General features: G+C 39.2%; 17 protein-coding genes. 2 read left to right on the top strand and 15 right to left on the bottom strand.

Features of this window, described 5'->3' with window-relative positions; all coding sequences use genetic code 11:
- Window positions 1–11: 11 nt before the first annotated feature.
- From CXF74_RS12100 to yceD, 13 genes are all read right to left on the bottom strand, one after another.
- A complete protein-coding gene (locus CXF74_RS12100) occupies window positions 12–806 on the bottom strand; it encodes a TatD family hydrolase (protein ID WP_101082704.1) in 795 nt (264 codons plus the stop codon).
- Window positions 800–1,876 carry a DNA polymerase III subunit delta' gene (gene holB / locus CXF74_RS12095; RefSeq protein ID WP_101082703.1) on the bottom strand — a complete coding sequence of 359 codons (1,077 nt, stop codon included), beginning with the start codon at window positions 1,874–1,876 and terminating at the stop codon, window positions 800–802. Before holB ends, CXF74_RS12100 begins: the two co-directional genes overlap by 7 nt.
- 3 nt (window positions 1,877–1,879) lie before the next feature.
- Entirely contained in the window at window positions 1,880–2,533 is a 654-nt protein-coding gene (gene tmk / locus CXF74_RS12090) for a dTMP kinase (RefSeq protein ID WP_101082702.1), read from the bottom strand.
- A 1-nt stretch (window position 2,534) separates the two neighbouring features.
- Complete coding sequence (mltG, locus tag CXF74_RS12085; protein ID WP_101082701.1) at window positions 2,535–3,533, bottom strand: endolytic transglycosylase MltG; 999 nt, start codon at window positions 3,531–3,533, stop codon at window positions 2,535–2,537.
- The gene (gene pabC / locus CXF74_RS12080) at window positions 3,530–4,351 is read right to left on the bottom strand and encodes an aminodeoxychorismate lyase (RefSeq protein WP_101082700.1); all 822 of its coding nucleotides are present in this window, start codon (window positions 4,349–4,351) and stop codon (window positions 3,530–3,532) included. The genes mltG and pabC overlap by 4 nt, the downstream gene beginning before the upstream one ends.
- A 74-nt stretch (window positions 4,352–4,425) precedes the next feature.
- Window positions 4,426–5,667 carry a beta-ketoacyl-ACP synthase II gene (fabF, locus tag CXF74_RS12075; RefSeq protein ID WP_101082699.1) on the bottom strand — a complete coding sequence of 414 codons (1,242 nt, stop codon included), beginning with the start codon at window positions 5,665–5,667 and terminating at the stop codon, window positions 4,426–4,428.
- Between the two features lie 153 nt (window positions 5,668–5,820).
- Window positions 5,821–6,054 carry an acyl carrier protein gene (gene acpP, locus CXF74_RS12070; protein WP_101082698.1) on the bottom strand — a complete coding sequence of 78 codons (234 nt, stop codon included), beginning with the start codon at window positions 6,052–6,054 and terminating at the stop codon, window positions 5,821–5,823.
- A gap of 751 nt (window positions 6,055–6,805) precedes the next feature.
- Window positions 6,806–7,534 (bottom strand): 3-oxoacyl-ACP reductase FabG, encoded by a 729-nt coding sequence (gene fabG / locus CXF74_RS12065; protein ID WP_101082697.1) that lies wholly within the window; start codon window positions 7,532–7,534, stop codon window positions 6,806–6,808.
- A gap of 1 nt (window position 7,535) precedes the next feature.
- Window positions 7,536–8,477 carry an ACP S-malonyltransferase gene (gene fabD / locus CXF74_RS12060; protein ID WP_101082696.1) on the bottom strand — a complete coding sequence of 314 codons (942 nt, stop codon included), beginning with the start codon at window positions 8,475–8,477 and terminating at the stop codon, window positions 7,536–7,538.
- A 201-nt stretch (window positions 8,478–8,678) separates the two neighbouring features.
- A complete protein-coding gene (locus CXF74_RS12055) occupies window positions 8,679–9,638 on the bottom strand; it encodes a beta-ketoacyl-ACP synthase III (protein ID WP_101082695.1) in 960 nt (319 codons plus the stop codon).
- Window positions 9,631–10,671, bottom strand: a complete 1,041-nt coding sequence (plsX, locus tag CXF74_RS12050; RefSeq protein WP_101082694.1) for a phosphate acyltransferase PlsX — start codon at window positions 10,669–10,671, stop codon at window positions 9,631–9,633. Before plsX ends, CXF74_RS12055 begins: the two co-directional genes overlap by 8 nt.
- Window positions 10,672–10,678: 7 nt before the next feature.
- A complete protein-coding gene (gene rpmF, locus CXF74_RS12045; protein WP_101082693.1) occupies window positions 10,679–10,852 on the bottom strand; it encodes a 50S ribosomal protein L32 in 174 nt (57 codons plus the stop codon).
- Between the two features lie 18 nt (window positions 10,853–10,870).
- On the bottom strand, window positions 10,871–11,395 hold the full coding sequence (gene yceD, locus CXF74_RS12040; RefSeq protein ID WP_101082692.1) for a 23S rRNA accumulation protein YceD: 525 nt from the start codon (window positions 11,393–11,395) through the stop codon (window positions 10,871–10,873).
- 661 nt (window positions 11,396–12,056) lie between these two features.
- Between yceD and CXF74_RS12035 the strand changes: the two genes are divergently transcribed.
- Entirely contained in the window at window positions 12,057–12,638 is a 582-nt protein-coding gene (locus CXF74_RS12035) for a Maf family protein (RefSeq protein ID WP_101082691.1), read from the top strand.
- A gap of 95 nt (window positions 12,639–12,733) precedes the next feature.
- Here the strand turns inward: CXF74_RS12035 and nhaD are convergent, their stop codons facing one another.
- Window positions 12,734–14,176, bottom strand: coding sequence for a sodium:proton antiporter NhaD (gene nhaD / locus CXF74_RS12030; protein WP_101082690.1), 1,443 nt, complete (start codon window positions 14,174–14,176; stop codon window positions 12,734–12,736).
- Between the two features lie 158 nt (window positions 14,177–14,334).
- The gene (gene uvrB / locus CXF74_RS12025) at window positions 14,335–16,347 is read right to left on the bottom strand and encodes an excinuclease ABC subunit UvrB (RefSeq protein ID WP_101082689.1); all 2,013 of its coding nucleotides are present in this window, start codon (window positions 16,345–16,347) and stop codon (window positions 14,335–14,337) included.
- 841 nt (window positions 16,348–17,188) lie between these two features.
- Between uvrB and CXF74_RS12020 the strand changes: the two genes are divergently transcribed.
- Window positions 17,189–17,779, top strand: coding sequence for a YajG family lipoprotein (locus CXF74_RS12020; RefSeq protein WP_232772509.1), 591 nt, complete (start codon window positions 17,189–17,191; stop codon window positions 17,777–17,779).
- The last annotated feature ends 6 nt before the right edge of the window (window positions 17,780–17,785 follow it).

The raw sequence follows: 17,785 nt of genomic DNA, 5'->3' as shown, positions 1-17,785 counted from the left end.
ATTTCTATGAGTTATTGTTTTGCTTGTGAGAACAGCGTGAAGAAGTTATCTGTTGTGACTCTCGCTAACTCTTCAATACTAACGCCTTTCAAATTAGCCACAAACATTGCTACATCGGCGGTAAACGCAGGTTCATTTTCTTGGCCTCGGTGTGGAATAGGCGCTAAATAAGGCGAATCTGTTTCGACCAGCAACCTGTCTAATGGAATTTCTTTAATAACAGCTTGTAGCTCTTTTGCATTTTTAAAGGTAACAATACCTGAAACAGAAATGTAAAAGCCCATCTTCATCGCTTCCTCGGCCATTTCAATCGACTCGGTGAAACAATGTAATACCCCACCGACTTGATCTGCACCTTCTTCACGCATAATGTCTAACGTTTCTTGGCGCGCATTGCGGGTATGAATGATCAGCGGTTTATTAAGTTGTTTAGCAATACGAATTTGTTTACGAAAGCACTCAATCTGCCATTCTTTTGTTTCTGGCGCATAGAAAAAATCCAGTCCCGTTTCACCAATCGCCACCACTTTGTCGTCGCTTGCGTATTCCAATAACAGCGCTTCATCGATGCTTTGATCACCGGCGATTTTTTCATCATAGTACAAAGGATGCACACCGCAGCTACTAAAGACTTGATCGTAACCTTTAATAAGTTCAGCCATGGCAGGGTAATCTTTCAGTGTGACGCAAACACTCATCATATAATCAATGCCGGCTGATTTGGCTTTATTCACCACATCATCAAGGTCGGTATGTTTTTTGGTATAATCTAAACGGTCTAAATGGCAATGAGAATCGACTAACATGGGGTAGTTTCCTTAAATCTATTTTTTATTTTTATTAATAGCGCTGAAATTAATAACTCTTTTTTTAATCCAGAATGTTCCATTAATGATGCACGCGTTTGTAGCAGTTCATCATTAACAATACGCAGCGCTTTCAACGTAATCTGCTCACTCCATATTTGTAACTGTGGCAAAGCAAAAGCATAAACAGCATCATCATTCAGCACTTGGCTATTTAGCGCCTGATTGTTTAACACCTGATTGTTTAACACCTGATTGTTGCACACTAAGCCCGTCAGCTTTATTTTATGTAATTCATGCAACATGAAAAACAATAACATTAAACGTGATTCAACATCTTTAGCCAGAAATTGGCTAAAGTCGAACAGAGACTCGGGTCTGTTTAATAAGGCAAATAAACCCTCAACACAATGCCTGCGTTCGTCTGTTGCCTCACCCGCTTTTAATGCGTTGAGATAATTTAACAAGGCTAAAGGGCAATTTTGAAACTGACGCAATACGCCTTTATCACTCACACTGGTGCCTTGCAGGCTTAACCACTCAACTAATGCTTCATCACTCGGGCTATGAACATGTGAATGTTGTACGCGACTGAATAAGGTAGGCATTAACTGATGATGCGTACGGGCTAACAGAATGAGATAGCTGTTACCCTGCGGTTCTTCAAGCGTTTTTAACAGTGCGTTAGCGGCTGCGGTGCTGAGTAGTTGTGCATCTTTAATCACAACCACTTTGTTATCACCTAAATGAGGGCGTTCGTTTAATACATCAATTAAGCTTCGTACCTGATCGATACCAATCGCTTTATTCGCTTCACTTTGCAATAGATGAAAATCAAGGTGATTATTTGCATCGAAAAGGTTGCATGAATGGCATTTCCCACAGGCATCGTTACTTAGTTTAGCGGTGCATAAAAGATATTTAGCCAATCTTGAAGCGAGCTTAAATTTACCTAAACCCGCACTGCCAGTAAAAAGCAGACCATGTGCAAAACGACTATTTTGATAACTCTGTACATGTTTATCAAAAATAGGCGTCAGCCAAGGGGTAGAAACATCTGTTTGTGTCATTATTTACAAACTCGCTAACCAGTTATCAAGCTGGATGAAAATGGCTTTTTCAACTAATTCAGGTGTTTGGCTGGCATCAATCGTGACAGCGCTTTTGTTACCCTTCACCAACTGTAAAAAAACTTGTCGTGTGCGTTCAAAAAAATCAATAGCAAGACGCTCAATTCTATCGAGCTCTCCACGTTCTCGAGCACGGCTTAAACCCAACTCAGGATCAATATCTAAATAAAGGGTAAAATCGGCGTTAAAATTCCCCAGAGAAACCTGTTTAATATCTTCAATCAATTGACTATTTATACCACGGCCACCGCCCTGATAAGCCAATGAACTCCAATTGTGACGATCACCCACCACAATGTGGTTATTACGTAACGCAGGTTTAATAACATGTTCAACTAACTGCACACGGGCGGCATACATCAATAATAGCTCAGCTTTATCTTCAAGTTCTTCGCCTTTAATATCCATTTTTACAATATCACGCATACGCTCAGCAAGCTCAGTACCACCAGGCTCTCTTGTATAAGTGATATTTTCAGCAGGCATATTCTGCAAGGCGAGCCATTTACCAATGTAAGCAATTGCCGTTGATTTACCCGCGCCTTCTAGGCCTTCTATAACGATAAATTTACCCGCTAATTTTTCTGATGCAGACATGTTACTTTCCTCGGATATATTTATTAACAGCATTATTATGTTCTCTTAAACTTTTTGAAAAGTATGAGGTACCATCCCCTTTACTGACAAAATAGAGATATTTGGTTTTTGCTGGATGTAAGGTTGCGTAGAGTGCGGCTTCGCTAGGCATTGCAATGGGCGTTGGCGGTAAACCATACATAGTATAAGTATTGTAAGCCGTTTTTTCGCGCAGATCTTTACTACGAATACGCCCTTTATAGCGTTCACCCATGCCATAAATAACCGTGGGATCCGTCTGTAAACGCATGCCCATTCTTAAACGGTTGACAAATACCGACGATATTTTATCGCGATCATTGGACAAACCACTCTCTTTTTCAATAATCGAAGCCATGATTAATGCTTCATAAGGGGTTTTGTAAGGTAAGCCTTTTTCACGCTCTGCCCAGAGTTTTTCAAGCACACTATTTTGATGCACATATGCCTTTTTAATCAGTGCAAAGGCGCTCATATCCGCACGATAATGATAGGTCTCCGGAAATAATAACCCTTCTAATTTTTTATGTGGGATATTTAACGCGTCAATAATTTCAGCTTCTGTTTTCTGTAATGGTTTCAGCAGTTCGGCGTTGTTAATACTAATCAACCATTCTTTAAAAGTACTGCCTTCAACAAAGGTCACTTTAAACTGGTACTCTTTACCGGTATTAATTTCAGATAATATATCTTCTAAATTATAACCTTCTTTAATTTGGTAAGTACCTGAGCGAATACGTGTTAGTTCAGGACGCAATTTTCCAATGACCTTCCACCAACGCAGATCAGTGACAATCGACTCTTCGAGTAACTGTTCACCTAAACGCGAAAAGTTACTGCCATCTTGGACAATGATAAGTTGTGTTTTATCCAGGCGAGGTTGGGTTAAATAATCGTCTATTTGCTGCTTTGCAAAAAATAGTGCAACGATTGCTAAGACAAATAAAAACGAAATAACACCCGATATTTTCTTTAAATTCACTTTTTGTTACTCCCTATATTAATTAATAATTGCAGCATCCGGCTACGTTCCAAGTTAAGTACTTTATCTTGGTATCTTTTCACTGGCACAACGCCCATCAGTGCGTTTGTTAAGCAAATCGCAGTGGCCTCACTCAGCTTATCTTGGTGAATATAACTTTCGATAATATCTATGCCAGTGGCTTTTGCCCTGCTCATTATATTTCTACGTTGTACTCCGGCAACACCACTTTTATCAAGTATTGGCGTTTGCCATATACCATCGAGATAAATAAAGATATTTGCCGTACAAGCTTCAATAACATAACCATTATCATCACAGACAAGCCCTTCAACGGCTTGTTTGCTTTCTAATTCATTTTTAATGAGTACTTGATCCAACCGATTCAACGTCTTGAGCCCAGCAAGCTGTTTATTGCTTGATAAAGTGGACTCGCAAAGGATCACATCAATGCCCTTTTTTTGCCAATCAAAATAGAATTCAGGGTAAGTGCCATTTGAAATAATACGCATCACCGAATCACAGCCTTTTGCACTGTAACCACGCCCGCCACTGCCCCGTGTGAGTATCACTTTCAGAACGTGGTTAGGCTCAGCGGCAAACAAAGCGGCTGTTTGTATCACCTCAGTAGAGAGTTGTTGCCAATCAATGTCTGGAAAAAACAACTTCTGCGCACCGAGTGTTAAGCGTTGCAGATGAAAGTCCCATAATTGTGCAACACCAAATTCAACATTGATGGTGGTAAATAGACCATCACCATAAGCTAAACCTCGGTCCAACGCATTAATCTGATTCGATTTTATTCCATTAATTAACATAAACTCTTTTCTTTAGGCATAAAAAAACCCGACTATAAAATCGGGTTTTTATTATAACGAGGTTTGTCTAAAAACTAAATGCGTTTAAAGATAAGCGTACCGTTTGTTCCACCAAAACCAAATGAGTTTGAAAGTGCGTATTCGATATGTGCTGGACGTGCTTTACCGTCTGTTACGTAATCTAAATCACAACCTTCACTTGGGTTTACTAGGTTAATTGTTGGTGGAGCCACTTGATCACGCAGTGCTAATACACTGAATACCGCTTCAATTGCACCAGCAGCACCTAATAAATGGCCTGTCATTGATTTTGTTGAACTCATCATGACATCTTTAGCTGCGTCGCCCCAAATGCCTTTTACCGCTTGTGTTTCAGCGATATCGCCAGTAGGTGTTGATGTACCATGCGCATTGATGTACTGAATGTCAGTTGGTGTTATCTTTGCATCTTTGATTGCATTCTTCATTGATAATGCAGCGCCTGCGCCGTTATCTGGTGGTGACGTCATGTGGAATGCATCGCCACTCATACCAAAACCAACAAATTCAGCGTAAATTTTTGCGCCACGTGCAACAGCATGTTCATATTCTTCAAGTACTAATACACCCGCACCGTCACCTAATACGAAACCATCGCGAGACTCATCCCAAGGACGGCTTGCTGTTTCTGGTGAATCATTACGCGTTGAAAGTGCACGAGCAGCAGCAAAGCCACCCATACCTAATTCACTTGATGCTTTTTCTGCGCCACCAACAACCATCATATCCGCATCACCATATTGGATCATACGTGCACCTAAACCAATACTATGCGTACCTGTTGTACATGCTGTTGTTACTGCAATATTAGGGCCTTTAAGACCATGGTTAATTGAAACATGACCAGAAATCATATTGATGATCGTAGCTGGGATGAAAAATGGGCTAATTTTACGCGGTCCACTTTTATCAATGTTACGTACATTTGTTTCAATAGTAGAAATACCACCAATGCCTGAACCGATTGCTACACCGATACGCTCAGCATTTTCTTCAGTCACTTCAATACCACAGTCTTTCAGCGCTTGTTCAGCAGCTGCAACGCCGTATTGAATAAATGTATCCATTTTACGAGAGTCTTTTTTAGACATGTAATCTTCAACATTAAAATCTTTAATCGTACCCGCAAATTTACATGCAAATTTTTCTGTATCGAAATGTTCGATATTTGAGATACCGCTTTTGCCTGCTTGAATAGCTTCCCACGAAGCTTCCACTGAATTACCAACAGGCGTTAATAGACCTAAACCTGTGATCACAACTCTACGTTTCGACAATTTAATTTCTCCTAAGCATATTAATTAACTAGTACTGTTTCTTTAAATTATTTATCTATGTAATAAATTTCATTTAAAAATCATTATATAGAGAAACACAAAAGGCGGTCAGAGACCGCCTTTTTATTTATTAACTCAATAAAGAATTAATAATTAACCGTTGTTTTCAACGTAATCGATTGCTGATTGAACAGTAGTAATTTTTTCTGCTTCTTCGTCAGGAATCTCTGTATCGAATTCTTCTTCAAGTGCCATAACTAATTCAACTGTATCTAGTGAATCAGCACCTAAGTCGTCTACAAAAGAAGCTGTGTTTACAACTTCGTTTAGTTGTACACCTAATTGCTCAACGATGATGTTTTTTACGCGTTCTTCGAGATTGCTCATTTTTATTTTCCTTGGGTAATACGCTTTATGCGTTAATGGCGGTAGTTTATGCTATCGCATTTAATTTTCAAGTATTCTATCACTGGTTAGACCACTTATTTTTGGATTTTAATCAATAAATTGATTAAAACCAAGCTTTTATTTTTACAGCTCAAAGTTCAAACTTTTTTTGGTGACATAATCAACAAATTATGTTTATTGTTGCTTAATTAGGCGATTAAAATATAGTCGCACCTATCCACATTTTCAATTTTTAACTTTAAGCTCAATACAAAGGCACTAAATGAATGGCTTCCCTGTATTGTCGATGATGATTATAGTCAAAATAATTGTCCCAATAACAGACAACAAAAAATAAACTTAGTTTACTCATCATCTTAATTTCGTTTCATCATAAGCGATTTATATTAATAAAATCACTTATGAGCAGCAGAAAGAAAATAGATTATTTACTATCCCTTTCAACTTAAGCCCACCATAAGCAGTTTACGTTAAGTCAGTTGCTTTTAGTTCAAGGCGAAAGCACGGAGCTTAGATAGCATTCCAGTGCTCAAGTGATGATTCAGACTAAGTGAATTAAACTAAGAACAAGGCAAAAGCACGGAGCTTAGATATCATTCCAGTGCTCAAGTGATGATTCAGACTAGGTGAATTGAACTAAGAACAAGGCGAAAGCGCGGAGCTTGGTTTACCAAGTGAGCACTTTCAACGCAGTAATTAGTACTATTCACGACGGCTGAATTATCACAGCTTAGACCATGTACATACCGCCGTTTACATGGATTGTTTCACCGGTGATGTAAGCAGCACCTTCTGACGCTAAAAACACAACAGTTGCAGCGATTTCGCTTGGGTCGCCTAAACGGCCAGCAGGTACGTTTGCTAGTGTTGCAGCACGCTGTTCATCATTAAGCGCTTTAGTCATATCTGTTTCGATAAAACCAGGTGCTACTGTATTTACAGTAATCCCACGGCTTGCAATTTCGCGAGCCAGTGACTTAGTAAAACCAATTACGCCTGCTTTTGCAGCTGCATAGTTAGTTTGACCAGCATTACCCATAGTACCCACTACAGAGCCTACGTTGATAATACGACCAGCACGCTTTTTCATCATCGGGCGCATTGCCGCTTTACTCATTTTGAAAATAGGTGTTAAGTTGGTTTCGATAATATCGTTCCACTCATCATCCTTCATGCGCATTAATAAGTTATCACGTGTGATACCTGCATTGTTTACCAATACATCAACGCTACCAAAGTCTTTTTTAATGTCATTAAAAAGCGCAGCGATTGAATCGTTATCTGTTACGTTTAATACAAAACCTTTACCAGCATCACCTAAATATTCAGTGATTGCAGCAGCGCCACCTTCACTAGTTGCAGTACCTAAAACAGTTGCGCCTAAAGCGACAAATTTTTCTGCAATTGCACGGCCAATACCACGGCTTGCGCCTGTTATTAATACAACTTGGTCTTTCATTTTATTCTCCTTTGAGTGCAGTAAGAGTGCTTTCAAGCGACGCTACATCATTAATTACTTGTGCCGTAAAACTTTTATCAATACGACGAACTAAACCACTTAATACTTTACCTGGGCCTGCTTCTACTTGCAGGTTGATACCTTGTTTAGCCATTTTTTCAATAATGCCAGTCCAACGAACAGGACAATACAGTTGACGTACTAATGCATCTTTAATTTTATCAGTATCTGTTTCTGCAATCACATCGACGTTATTAATCACCGAAATTTGTGGTGTTTTAAATTCAACATCTTGTAGTGCAATCGCTAACTTTTCAGCAGCTGGTTTCATTAATGCACAATGTGAAGGTACTGATACAGGTAACGGCAATGCACGTTTTGCGCCCGCTTCTTTACAGAGAACACCCGCACGCTCAACGGCATCTTTATTACCGGCAATAACAACTTGGCCAGGCGAGTTATAATTGACTGGAGAAACAACTTCACCTTGAGCAGCCGCTTCACATGCTTGAGCAATTTTATCATCTGCTAAACCAATAATCGCCGTCATTGCGCCAACACCAGCAGGTACTGCTTGCTGCATTAGTTGACCACGAAGCTCTACTAATTTAATGGCGTCGGTAAAGTCGATAACACCCGCACAGACTAATGCAGAATACTCACCTAAACTATGACCCGCAATAACAGAAGGTAATTCACCGCCTTGTTCTGCCCAAACACGCCAAATAGCAACAGAAGCAGCTAGTAATGCAGGTTGTGTTTTATCAGTTTGATTAAGTGCTTCAGCTGGGCCTTGTTGAACTAATGCCCACAAGTCATAACCCAATGCATCACTTGCTTCTTTATAAGTGCCTACAACAATAGGAAACTGCTCAGCAAGATCAGCTAACATTGCAACGCTTTGAGAGCCTTGTCCTGGAAAAGCAAAAGTAAAGTTTGTCATATTTATTCCTAAAAACTTTAAATGGTTAAAAAGAAAAAACAGGAGCAGACTCCTGTTTAATATTTAATTTATGTGATGTTCAGATCTAAGCTATTTAGTTGAAGTTCAAGAAAAAAGCGCGGAGCTTGGTTTACCAAGTGAGCACTTTTAACGCAAAGATTCGTCTAAATGACGACGACCTGCATCATTACATGTTACATGTTACATGCGTACGAGTGCACTACCCCAGGTAAATCCACCACCAAATGCTTCTAATAATACAAGGTGTCCTGGTTTTATTTTTCCTGAGCGTACACCTGCATCAAAGGCAAGTGGCACAGAAGCGGCTGACGTATTACCGTGTCCTTCAAGTGTTAGTATCACTTGATCCATCGACATGCCTAATTTTTTAGCGGTTGCGCTAATAATGCGCTTATTGGCTTGATGTGGCACTAACCAATCTAGCTGTTCTTTCTCAACATTATTAGCGGCTAGTGTATCAACGACAATTTGGCTTAATTTTTTAACAGCGACTTTAAATACATCATTACCCGCCATTGACAGGTAAGCGTCATTAACTGAATCTGCATTGCCACGTTGTACATTAGGCAATTTTAATAACTCACCAAAACGGCCATCTGCATTAATATGTGTTGATAAAATACCTTCATCTTCACTTGCAGTCACGATAACCGCACCCGCACCATCACCAAACAAGATGATAGTACCGCGATCCGTTGGATCACAGGTGCCCGCTAACGCATCAGCGCCGATAACCAAAATATTTTTAGCACCACCGCCTTTGATAAAGTTATCAGCAATACTCAGTGCGTAGGTAAAACCTGCACAAGCGGCTGAAACGTCAAAAGCCGGAATATCGTAAATGCCTAATAAATTCTGCACTTCACAAGCCGCTGATGGAAAAGCATTATGATTACTGGTTGTTGCAACAATAATAAGATCTAAATCTTGTGCTGTTAAATTCGCAGCTTGTAATGCATTTACGCCCGCTTCTTTACCCATAAAGGCGATAGTTTCTTCAGCATTAGCAATGCGACGTTCTTTAATACCAGTGCGTACGGTGATCCATTCATCACTTGTGTCGACCATTTTTTCTAGGTCATCATTACTGCGCACTGCTGTTGGTAGATAGCTACCAGTACCTATAATTTTGCTATTCATGTGATAAACAATCTCGCTCTAATAAAACGGCTTCTAACCGATTTGAAATGCTATTTGGAATCTGCCACTGGATCTCTTTAATCGCTTGCTCAATGGCATAACCAAATGCAACTTGATTCGCCGATCCATGACTTTTGACTACGATACCTCGTAGGCCAATTAAACTGGCACCATTATACATATCTGGATGTAAATGTTTAAACTGCTTTTTTAAGATCGGACTTAACAACTTGCCCAATAACTTACTGTAAAAATTAGAGTTTACCGCTTTATCTAGCTGTTGTAAAAAAACGCGGCCCATTCCTTCGTAACTCTTAAGTGCGATGTTGCCACTAAAGCCATCGGTAACAACCACATCAGCTTTAGATGAAAATAATTCATTCGCCTCAATAAAACCAACATAATTAATATGTTTACTCTCATTGAGTAAGGACGCTGAGCGCTTAATAATATCGCTGCCCTTATTGTTTTCTTTGCCTACGTTAAGTAGCGCAACTTTAGGTTTTTCTAATTGTTCAACGTTTTCACACAATACACTACCCATCACAGCAAAGTTAAATAACGTATCACTGTCGCACTGTAAATTAGCGCCTAAATCAAGTAAGTACGTATAACCCGCGCAATTGTTGGGAAGGCCAGATACTAAAGCAGGTCTGGAAATGCCTGGAATAGTTTTTAATGCTTGTTTAGCAAGCAACATCAATGCGCCTGTATTACCCGCGCTGACACAGGCATCTGCCTTGCCATCTGCCACTATTTTGAGGGCAACATGCATGGATGAGTTAGAAACATGGCGTAATACATAAACAGGATTATCTTCCATAGAAATAATATTATCAGCATGAATAAATGACAGCCGAGAATGATCTAGAAGCGTGTATTGTTTTAATAGGGGGATTATTTTTTCACGTGTACCGACAATAATTAGCGATAACGTAGGATATTCTTGGAGAGTTTTTTTCGCTGCTAGGAGCGAAATATGGGGACCGAGATCGCCCCCCATGGCATCAAGCGCAATTGTATATTTACGCAAGGTAATCTTATAGTTCGATTACTTTTTTGCCTTTGTAGAAACCATCTGCAGTCATGTGATGACGACGATGAGTTTCACCAGAAGTAACGTCAACTGTAAGTTGAGCTGGAGCACTTAGTGCATCATGTGAACGACGCATGCCGCGCTTTGAACGAGTCTTACGACTTTTTTGTACTGCCATTGTAAAAATTCCTACTTGTTATTTGCGCTTTAGTTGAGCTAAAGCTTCAAATGGGTTTGGACGTTGTTCCTCTTCTTCTTCAATCTCACCAAAAGTAAGTTCAAACTTACTTTCGACACAATCATTGATTGCGTGTTTCGATATCTGAGGCAGAGTCAATATCAGTTCATCTTCAACGATTTCGTGAAGATTAACCTCCCCATTTTCATCATAATAAATGGGTTCATATACGTCTGGACAATTATTTTCCTGTTCTTGATTATGAACAGGACAATACGTAAATTCAGCTTCGCACTGATAAATCATAGGCTCATTGCACCGTTGACAGATGAGTTCTACTGCAACACTCGCTTTACCATGAAATATTCTCAACTTTTGTCGATCGATTTCAAAAGCAAAACTCGTGCTGATATCAGATTGAATACTGATTGTTGATTCCGCTAGTCTTCTCATTATGGCTTTCGGAATTAAAGCTTCTAATTCTGTGCCTGATGAAGCAGCGCGTACCGGATCAACGTTAATCGGTAATTTAACCTTTTGCATGGGCGCGAATGATATAGATTGGCAGCAGGATAGTCAAAGAAAAATAGCCATTTTTTGCATCTTTTAATTTCATGCCTATTTTCACTCAAGAGACTTTATTCTCTTTGCCAGTCAGGCCGATAACAACATGTGTATAATATGTGTACAACCGTTAATTTTTCATCCTTAGTGTCAATACCCGTTACCCTTCAAGATGCAAAGTTTAGCAAGTGGTGAGGTGAACAGATTCTAGGCAGGGAGTTGAAGGTCTAACTGGTTCAATCGATGCTCCCTAACTATTTATTAAATACTCGCATTTGCTAAACGTCGGCAGAGAATTGGCGAAGTCAATTGATCGAAAGACAACGAAGATGTTTATCTCACAACTTGCCCTACGGATCGCTAGCTCGCTTATTTAGTAACCATGGCAATTCAGCGTTGCAACATTCGATAAGGACTAGCCATTAAAGAATGAAAGTATTCTATTTCATTCTACCGATAGAGAATTAACGCAGTTAATTGCTCGAAAGGTCATCATGTTGCGCCTTGCCTTGCCATCGTTCGATAAGAAGCGAGCTAGCGACTGAACAAAGCACCTTGATTGGTAACGGGTATATTACTCGCTTTAATCCTTTTCTCGCCTTAATATAGTCAAATTCCTTTTTAACCAATGAGTTCATTTATGCCACAAACACTTGTTTTAGCCTCTACTTCTCCTTTTAGAAAACAATTATTAGAGAAATTACACCTGCGTTTTTTAACCGAGAAACCTAATGTAGACGAAACTGCTTTACAAGATGAAACTGCATTGCAATTGGTGGAGCGTTTAGCCATTAAAAAGGCACAGGCTATTGTCCCGAATTTTGATAATGCCCTGGTCATTGGTTCAGACCAAGTGTGTGTCAACGACGGGGAAATATTAGGTAAACCACACAATTTTGAAAATGCTTTTAAACAGCTAAAAGCGGCCAGCGGAAAAAGCATTACCTTTTATACCGGTCTCGCGCTTATTAATAGTAAAACAGGCAAGGTACAATCATTAGTTGAACCTTTTGTGGTTAAGTTTCGAGTATTAAGCGATGAAATGATTACTAACTACCTTAATAAGGAGGAACCTTATAATTGTGCTGGCAGCTTTAAAAGTGAAGGTTATGGCATTGCACTGTTTGATGCCTTTGAGGGTAAAGACCCAAACAGCCTTATTGGCTTACCGTTGATCTCGTTAATTAAGATGCTAGAAAATGAAGGTATGAAAGTAGTTTAAAAGAAGCCATCAGCTGTCAGCTATCAGTTAAGTTCAAAATAACAAATCAAGAACTTACTGAAGGCTGATAGCTGAATGCCGATAGCTTGGTTTCATTAAGTAAATAATGCTTCATTCAACCATAAATGCATCAATATGCTGGCGACATAACCAAGTGCAATAACAGGCGTCCATTTTAAATGCGCACCAAAAGTATAAATACCACGCGCTTGCCCCATTATTGCCACACCCGCAGCCGAACCAATCGACAGCAATGAACCACCTACCCCAGCAGTTAAGGTCACTAATAACCATTGTCCAGTCGACATCTCAGGGCTCATACTCAGCACCGCAAACATTACCGGGATATTATCCACTATAGCAGAGAGCACACCGACCGTAATATTGGCGTAAGTGATGTCCCATTGTGTATACATCACCTCTGAGACTAAACTAAGATAACCAATAAATCCTAATCCCCCAACACATAGCACCACCCCATAAAAGAACAACAAAGTATCCCACTCGGATTTTGCCACACGATTAAAAACGTCAAAGGGTACGATTCCACCGAGGTGTTTTAGGCGCTGCGAATCGTGGTGTTGTTCAGCAACCGCGCGCTTTTTTGCAAGTGAACGGGGTAAAGTTTTACGCAAAAAGTAACCAAAGAATTGCAGTAAGCCTAACCCTGTCATCATGCCTAATACGGGTGGCATATGTAATATTGAATGTGATAATACTGCTAAGCTAATAGTCACTAAAAATAGTGTCAATATACGAAAAGCACCACGCTTAAGTTCTACTTTTTCATTTACCGCATCAGGAAAACGTTTTTCGATAAACAAACTCATGATAGTAGCTGGAATGATAGCATTCACAACGGCGGGGATAAATAATACAAAGAACTGCGAGAATTCAATATCTCCACTTTGCCAAACCATCAGTGTAGTTATATCTCCAAAGGGACTAAATGCACCGCCCGCATTTGCACAAACAACGATATTGACACATGAAATGGCAATAAAACGTTTATTATCCCCCCCAACTTTCATCACCACGGTGCACATTAATAGTGCCGTCGTCAGGTTATCTGCAACCGGAGAGATAAAAAAGGCTAAACAACCTGTTAACCAAAAAATAGATTTTAAAGACAGGCCTTTGTTGATCATCCAAGCACGTAGTGCATCAAATAACCGACGCTCTTCCATCGCATTGATATAAGTCATCGCAACTAATAAAAACAGCAACAATTCGGAGTATTCCAAAAGATTATGTCGGAACATCTGCTCTGCTGATTCAGACAAACCATGTTGCGCATACACCCACGCAATACTGCCCCAAATAATCCCAGCCGCAACCAGTACCGGCTTTGATTTTCTCATATGCAGATATTCTTCTGCCATCACCGCAAGATAGGCAATAAAAAATACCAACAAGGCAAAATAACCAGTAAATGAACTGGTCAGATCAAGCGTTTCAACTGATGAAGCAAAACTGGTGGAAGGTAATAAAAGTAGGTTTATTGAAACAAAAGATAATGAAGAGACTTGTTTATTCATAGTAGCGACCATCTTCCTTGAATGATGTATGCCCCATAGCAGGCACTTATACAGGTATCAAGAAGGGAGTCTAACAAATAAAATCAAGGGATTATAAACCGGCATCACAGCAAAATCATAAAGTGTGTTATTTAACACACTTTATCCACAGAGCACTATTATCCGATGCTTAGCAGTTGCTCATGTAACTTACTTACCTCATCACGAAGTTGTGCGGCTTTTTCAAACTCTAAGTCTTTAGCAAAAGCAAACATCTGCTTTTCAAGTTTTGCTATCTGCTTAAGAATGTATTGCTCACTATGGACTTCATAAGTTGCTTTATATTCAGCAACCTTAGCTTGTTTAGAATTACCTTTTTTAATATTACGTTGTCCTAACTGCATCACATCATTAACCGCTTTAGTTAACCCTTGCGGTGTAATACCGTTATCAATATTAAATTGATGTTGTAATGCTCGCCTATCTTCGGTCACTTTAATGGCTTTTTGCATCGAGCCAGTAACTCTGCCCGCATACAAAATAGCTTTGCCTTTCAGATTACGGGCTGCTCGGCCCATGGTCTGAATCAGTGAACGCTCTGAACGTAAAAAACCTTCTTTATCCGCATCTAATATCGCAACCAGCGAAACCTCTGGAATATCTAACCCTTCACGTAATAAGTTAATACCAATCAACACATCAAATACGCCTAAGCGCAGATCACGAATAATCTCGACACGCTCAACGGTATCCACATCCGAGTGTAGGTAACGCACTTTAATGCCATGCTCATTAAGGTAATCAGTGAGATCTTCGGCCATACGTTTGGTTAACGTAGTTACCAATACGCGTTCTCTTAATGGGACGCGTAGGTTGATTTCAGAAAGCAGATCATCCACTTGTGTATCAACAGGGCGTACTTCAATCACAGGGTCTAATAAACCAGTCGGGCGAATGACCTGACGGACGATATCCCCTTGCGACTTTTCAATCTCATAATCACTGGGTGTTGCTGATACATAGATAGTTTGCGGCGCTATTTTTTCAAACTCCTCAAACATCATTGGACGATTATCTAAAGCCGACGGTAAACGGAAACCATAATTCACTAAGTTTTCTTTACGACTACGATCCCCTTTATACATAGCGCCAATTTGAGGTACGGTAACATGGCTTTCATCGATAATTAACAATCCATCATTTGGCAAATAATCAAAGAGTGTTGGCGGTGCAGCGCCTTGCTCTCGACCAGAGAGGTAACGAGAATAGTTTTCAATGCCTGAGCAGTAACCGAGCTCATTCATCATCTCAATATCATAGAGCGTACGTTGCGAGATTCGTTGTTCTTCGATTAATTTATTTTCTGCCAAAAACTCTTTTTTACGCTCATTAAGTTCCTCTTTGATGTTATCTATGGCTTTGAGGATTTGTTCGCGAGGGGTGACATAATGCGTTTTAGGATAAACCGTTACACGTGTCAGGTTATCTAAGGTTTGACCTGTTAATGGGTCAAATATAGTGATTTTTTCAACCTCATCATCAAACAACTCAATACGTAACGCATCAATTTCAGAATCGGCAGGGAATATATCAACCACTTCACCACGAACGCGGAAAGTACCGCGACTCAGCTCTGTTTCGTTGCGGTTATATTGCAGGTCGACTAAACGTTGTAAGATCTCGCGACTTGAAATTATCTCTCCCACGGTAAGATGTAACATCATCTTTAAATAGGCAGTAGGATCGCCTAAACCATAAATAGCAGACACAGAGGCAATTAACACGACATCTTTACGTTCAAGCAATGCTTTCGTCGCAGAAAGGCGCATCTGCTCGATATGCGCATTAACAGCGGCATCTTTCTCGATAAATGAATCAGAACTTGGCACATAAGCTTCTGGCTGATAATAATCATAATAAGAAACAAAATATTCAACGGCATTATTAGGAAAGAACTCTTTCATCTCTCCATATAATTGGGCTGCTAATGTTTTATTGGGCGCTAAAATTAACGTCGGTCGATTTAAGGCAGCTATGGTGTTAGCCAGGGTAAAGGTTTTACCCGATCCCGTTACACCAAGCAGCGTTTGAAAAGCAAGCCCAGATTCAATCCCATCAATAAGCTGTTTGATCGCTTCTGGTTGATCTCCAGCAGGAGAAAAAGGAGATGTTAATTGAAATAATTTTTCCATAAGCGCCTCAAAATTAAACGGAACAATAACCACTAAACATAAAAATATCACACAATTATAACTTTAGAGACAATAATTGGACGAGAGCTTCATTTACACATATTAACAATTCATTAACAAGGCTAATCACAGCGACTAAATAGTAAAGTGATCATTAATGCACTACTGAAATGAAAATGATCTTACACGCTTTTATGAATAAATAATTGTTTATCGATGTTTATCGATGTTTATCGATGTTTATCGATGTTTATAAAACAAACAATAAAAACATACAATTCAATACACTTGTCAATTATTATTTTTCACTTAAATTAACAATAATTCACAGAAAAAGTTTGACATTAAGTTTTCAGAATTATCAAAAAAAAACATCAAACAAAAAATAAAAAAGCACTCTTGACATATATAACACACTGTTTTTAAACGAATAAATTTTATGTTCGTTTTTGCGCCAATGTAAAGCAAAGCAAGTAACCATCAGCCTTTCAGCACCTTTTCAGATAACGCCCCACAGAGTTATCCACAGGAAAAGTGGATAACCTCTGCTAGCCTAGCGTACATCAGCTCTACAGCAAAGTGAGATCATTTATTCGAAGATCTCCCCCCTCATTAAATAACACTGTTTGATCATGTTTTGTACAAAAAACAGATAAATGCCATAAACAAGCAACACTCACGCACGATAAACAATAGATAATGAAAGACTACAAATACAATGCATTTATAAGCTATTTTTAAAAAGTTAATATTTGTAATGGCTAAAAATAGCCCGTTTGTAAAACTTCCCCGATAAATTTGTTATGCTAGCCTCTCATCAACGTTATATAGGAAGATCATTGTGCGCACTATTTCTTTAACATTACCGGTAATATTATTATCAACGCTATTTTTATCCGCCTGTTCAAGTACCCCTACGAGCTTAAAATTAACACCGAATTTAAATGACAATATCACTATTAATAAGGTAGAAAAAAATCAGAAATGGCTTTTAGACAGTAAAGACTTTCGCACTGCGCGTTATTTGATTGCGATTAGCGCAGGAGATGATGTTGCGACACTGGTTAATGAATCAATCAGTACACGTATCAGCGTGGAAAAATTATTACAAAACCACTGGACTAAACAAGGTTACCGCTTTACCGATAACCAAGGTAATAGTCACCAAATAGAGGTGCAACTGATTAAGTTATTAGCCGAAGTCGAACAGGGCACGCTAAGCCATGAAACAGATATTAACGTCATTATTAAGATTCAACTTAATTCCGATAAAAGCACCTTTAGTAAAACCTTTCGTTCGCATTACGAAGAGAAAGCAGCTTTTAGCGCTGATGTAGAAGTCTTAGCAACACAATTAAATACGCAGTTATCACAATTATTAGATCAAATCGTTCAAGATCCAGAACTTAACGATAAACTACTGCAACTTTAAATACTT

The organism is Psychromonas sp. Urea-02u-13, from assembly GCF_002835995.1.
In the GTDB taxonomy this organism is placed as follows: domain Bacteria; phylum Pseudomonadota; class Gammaproteobacteria; order Enterobacterales; family Psychromonadaceae; genus Psychromonas.
Note: the sequence above shows the minus strand (reverse complement) of the source record. Positions and strands in the feature narration are given on the sequence as shown.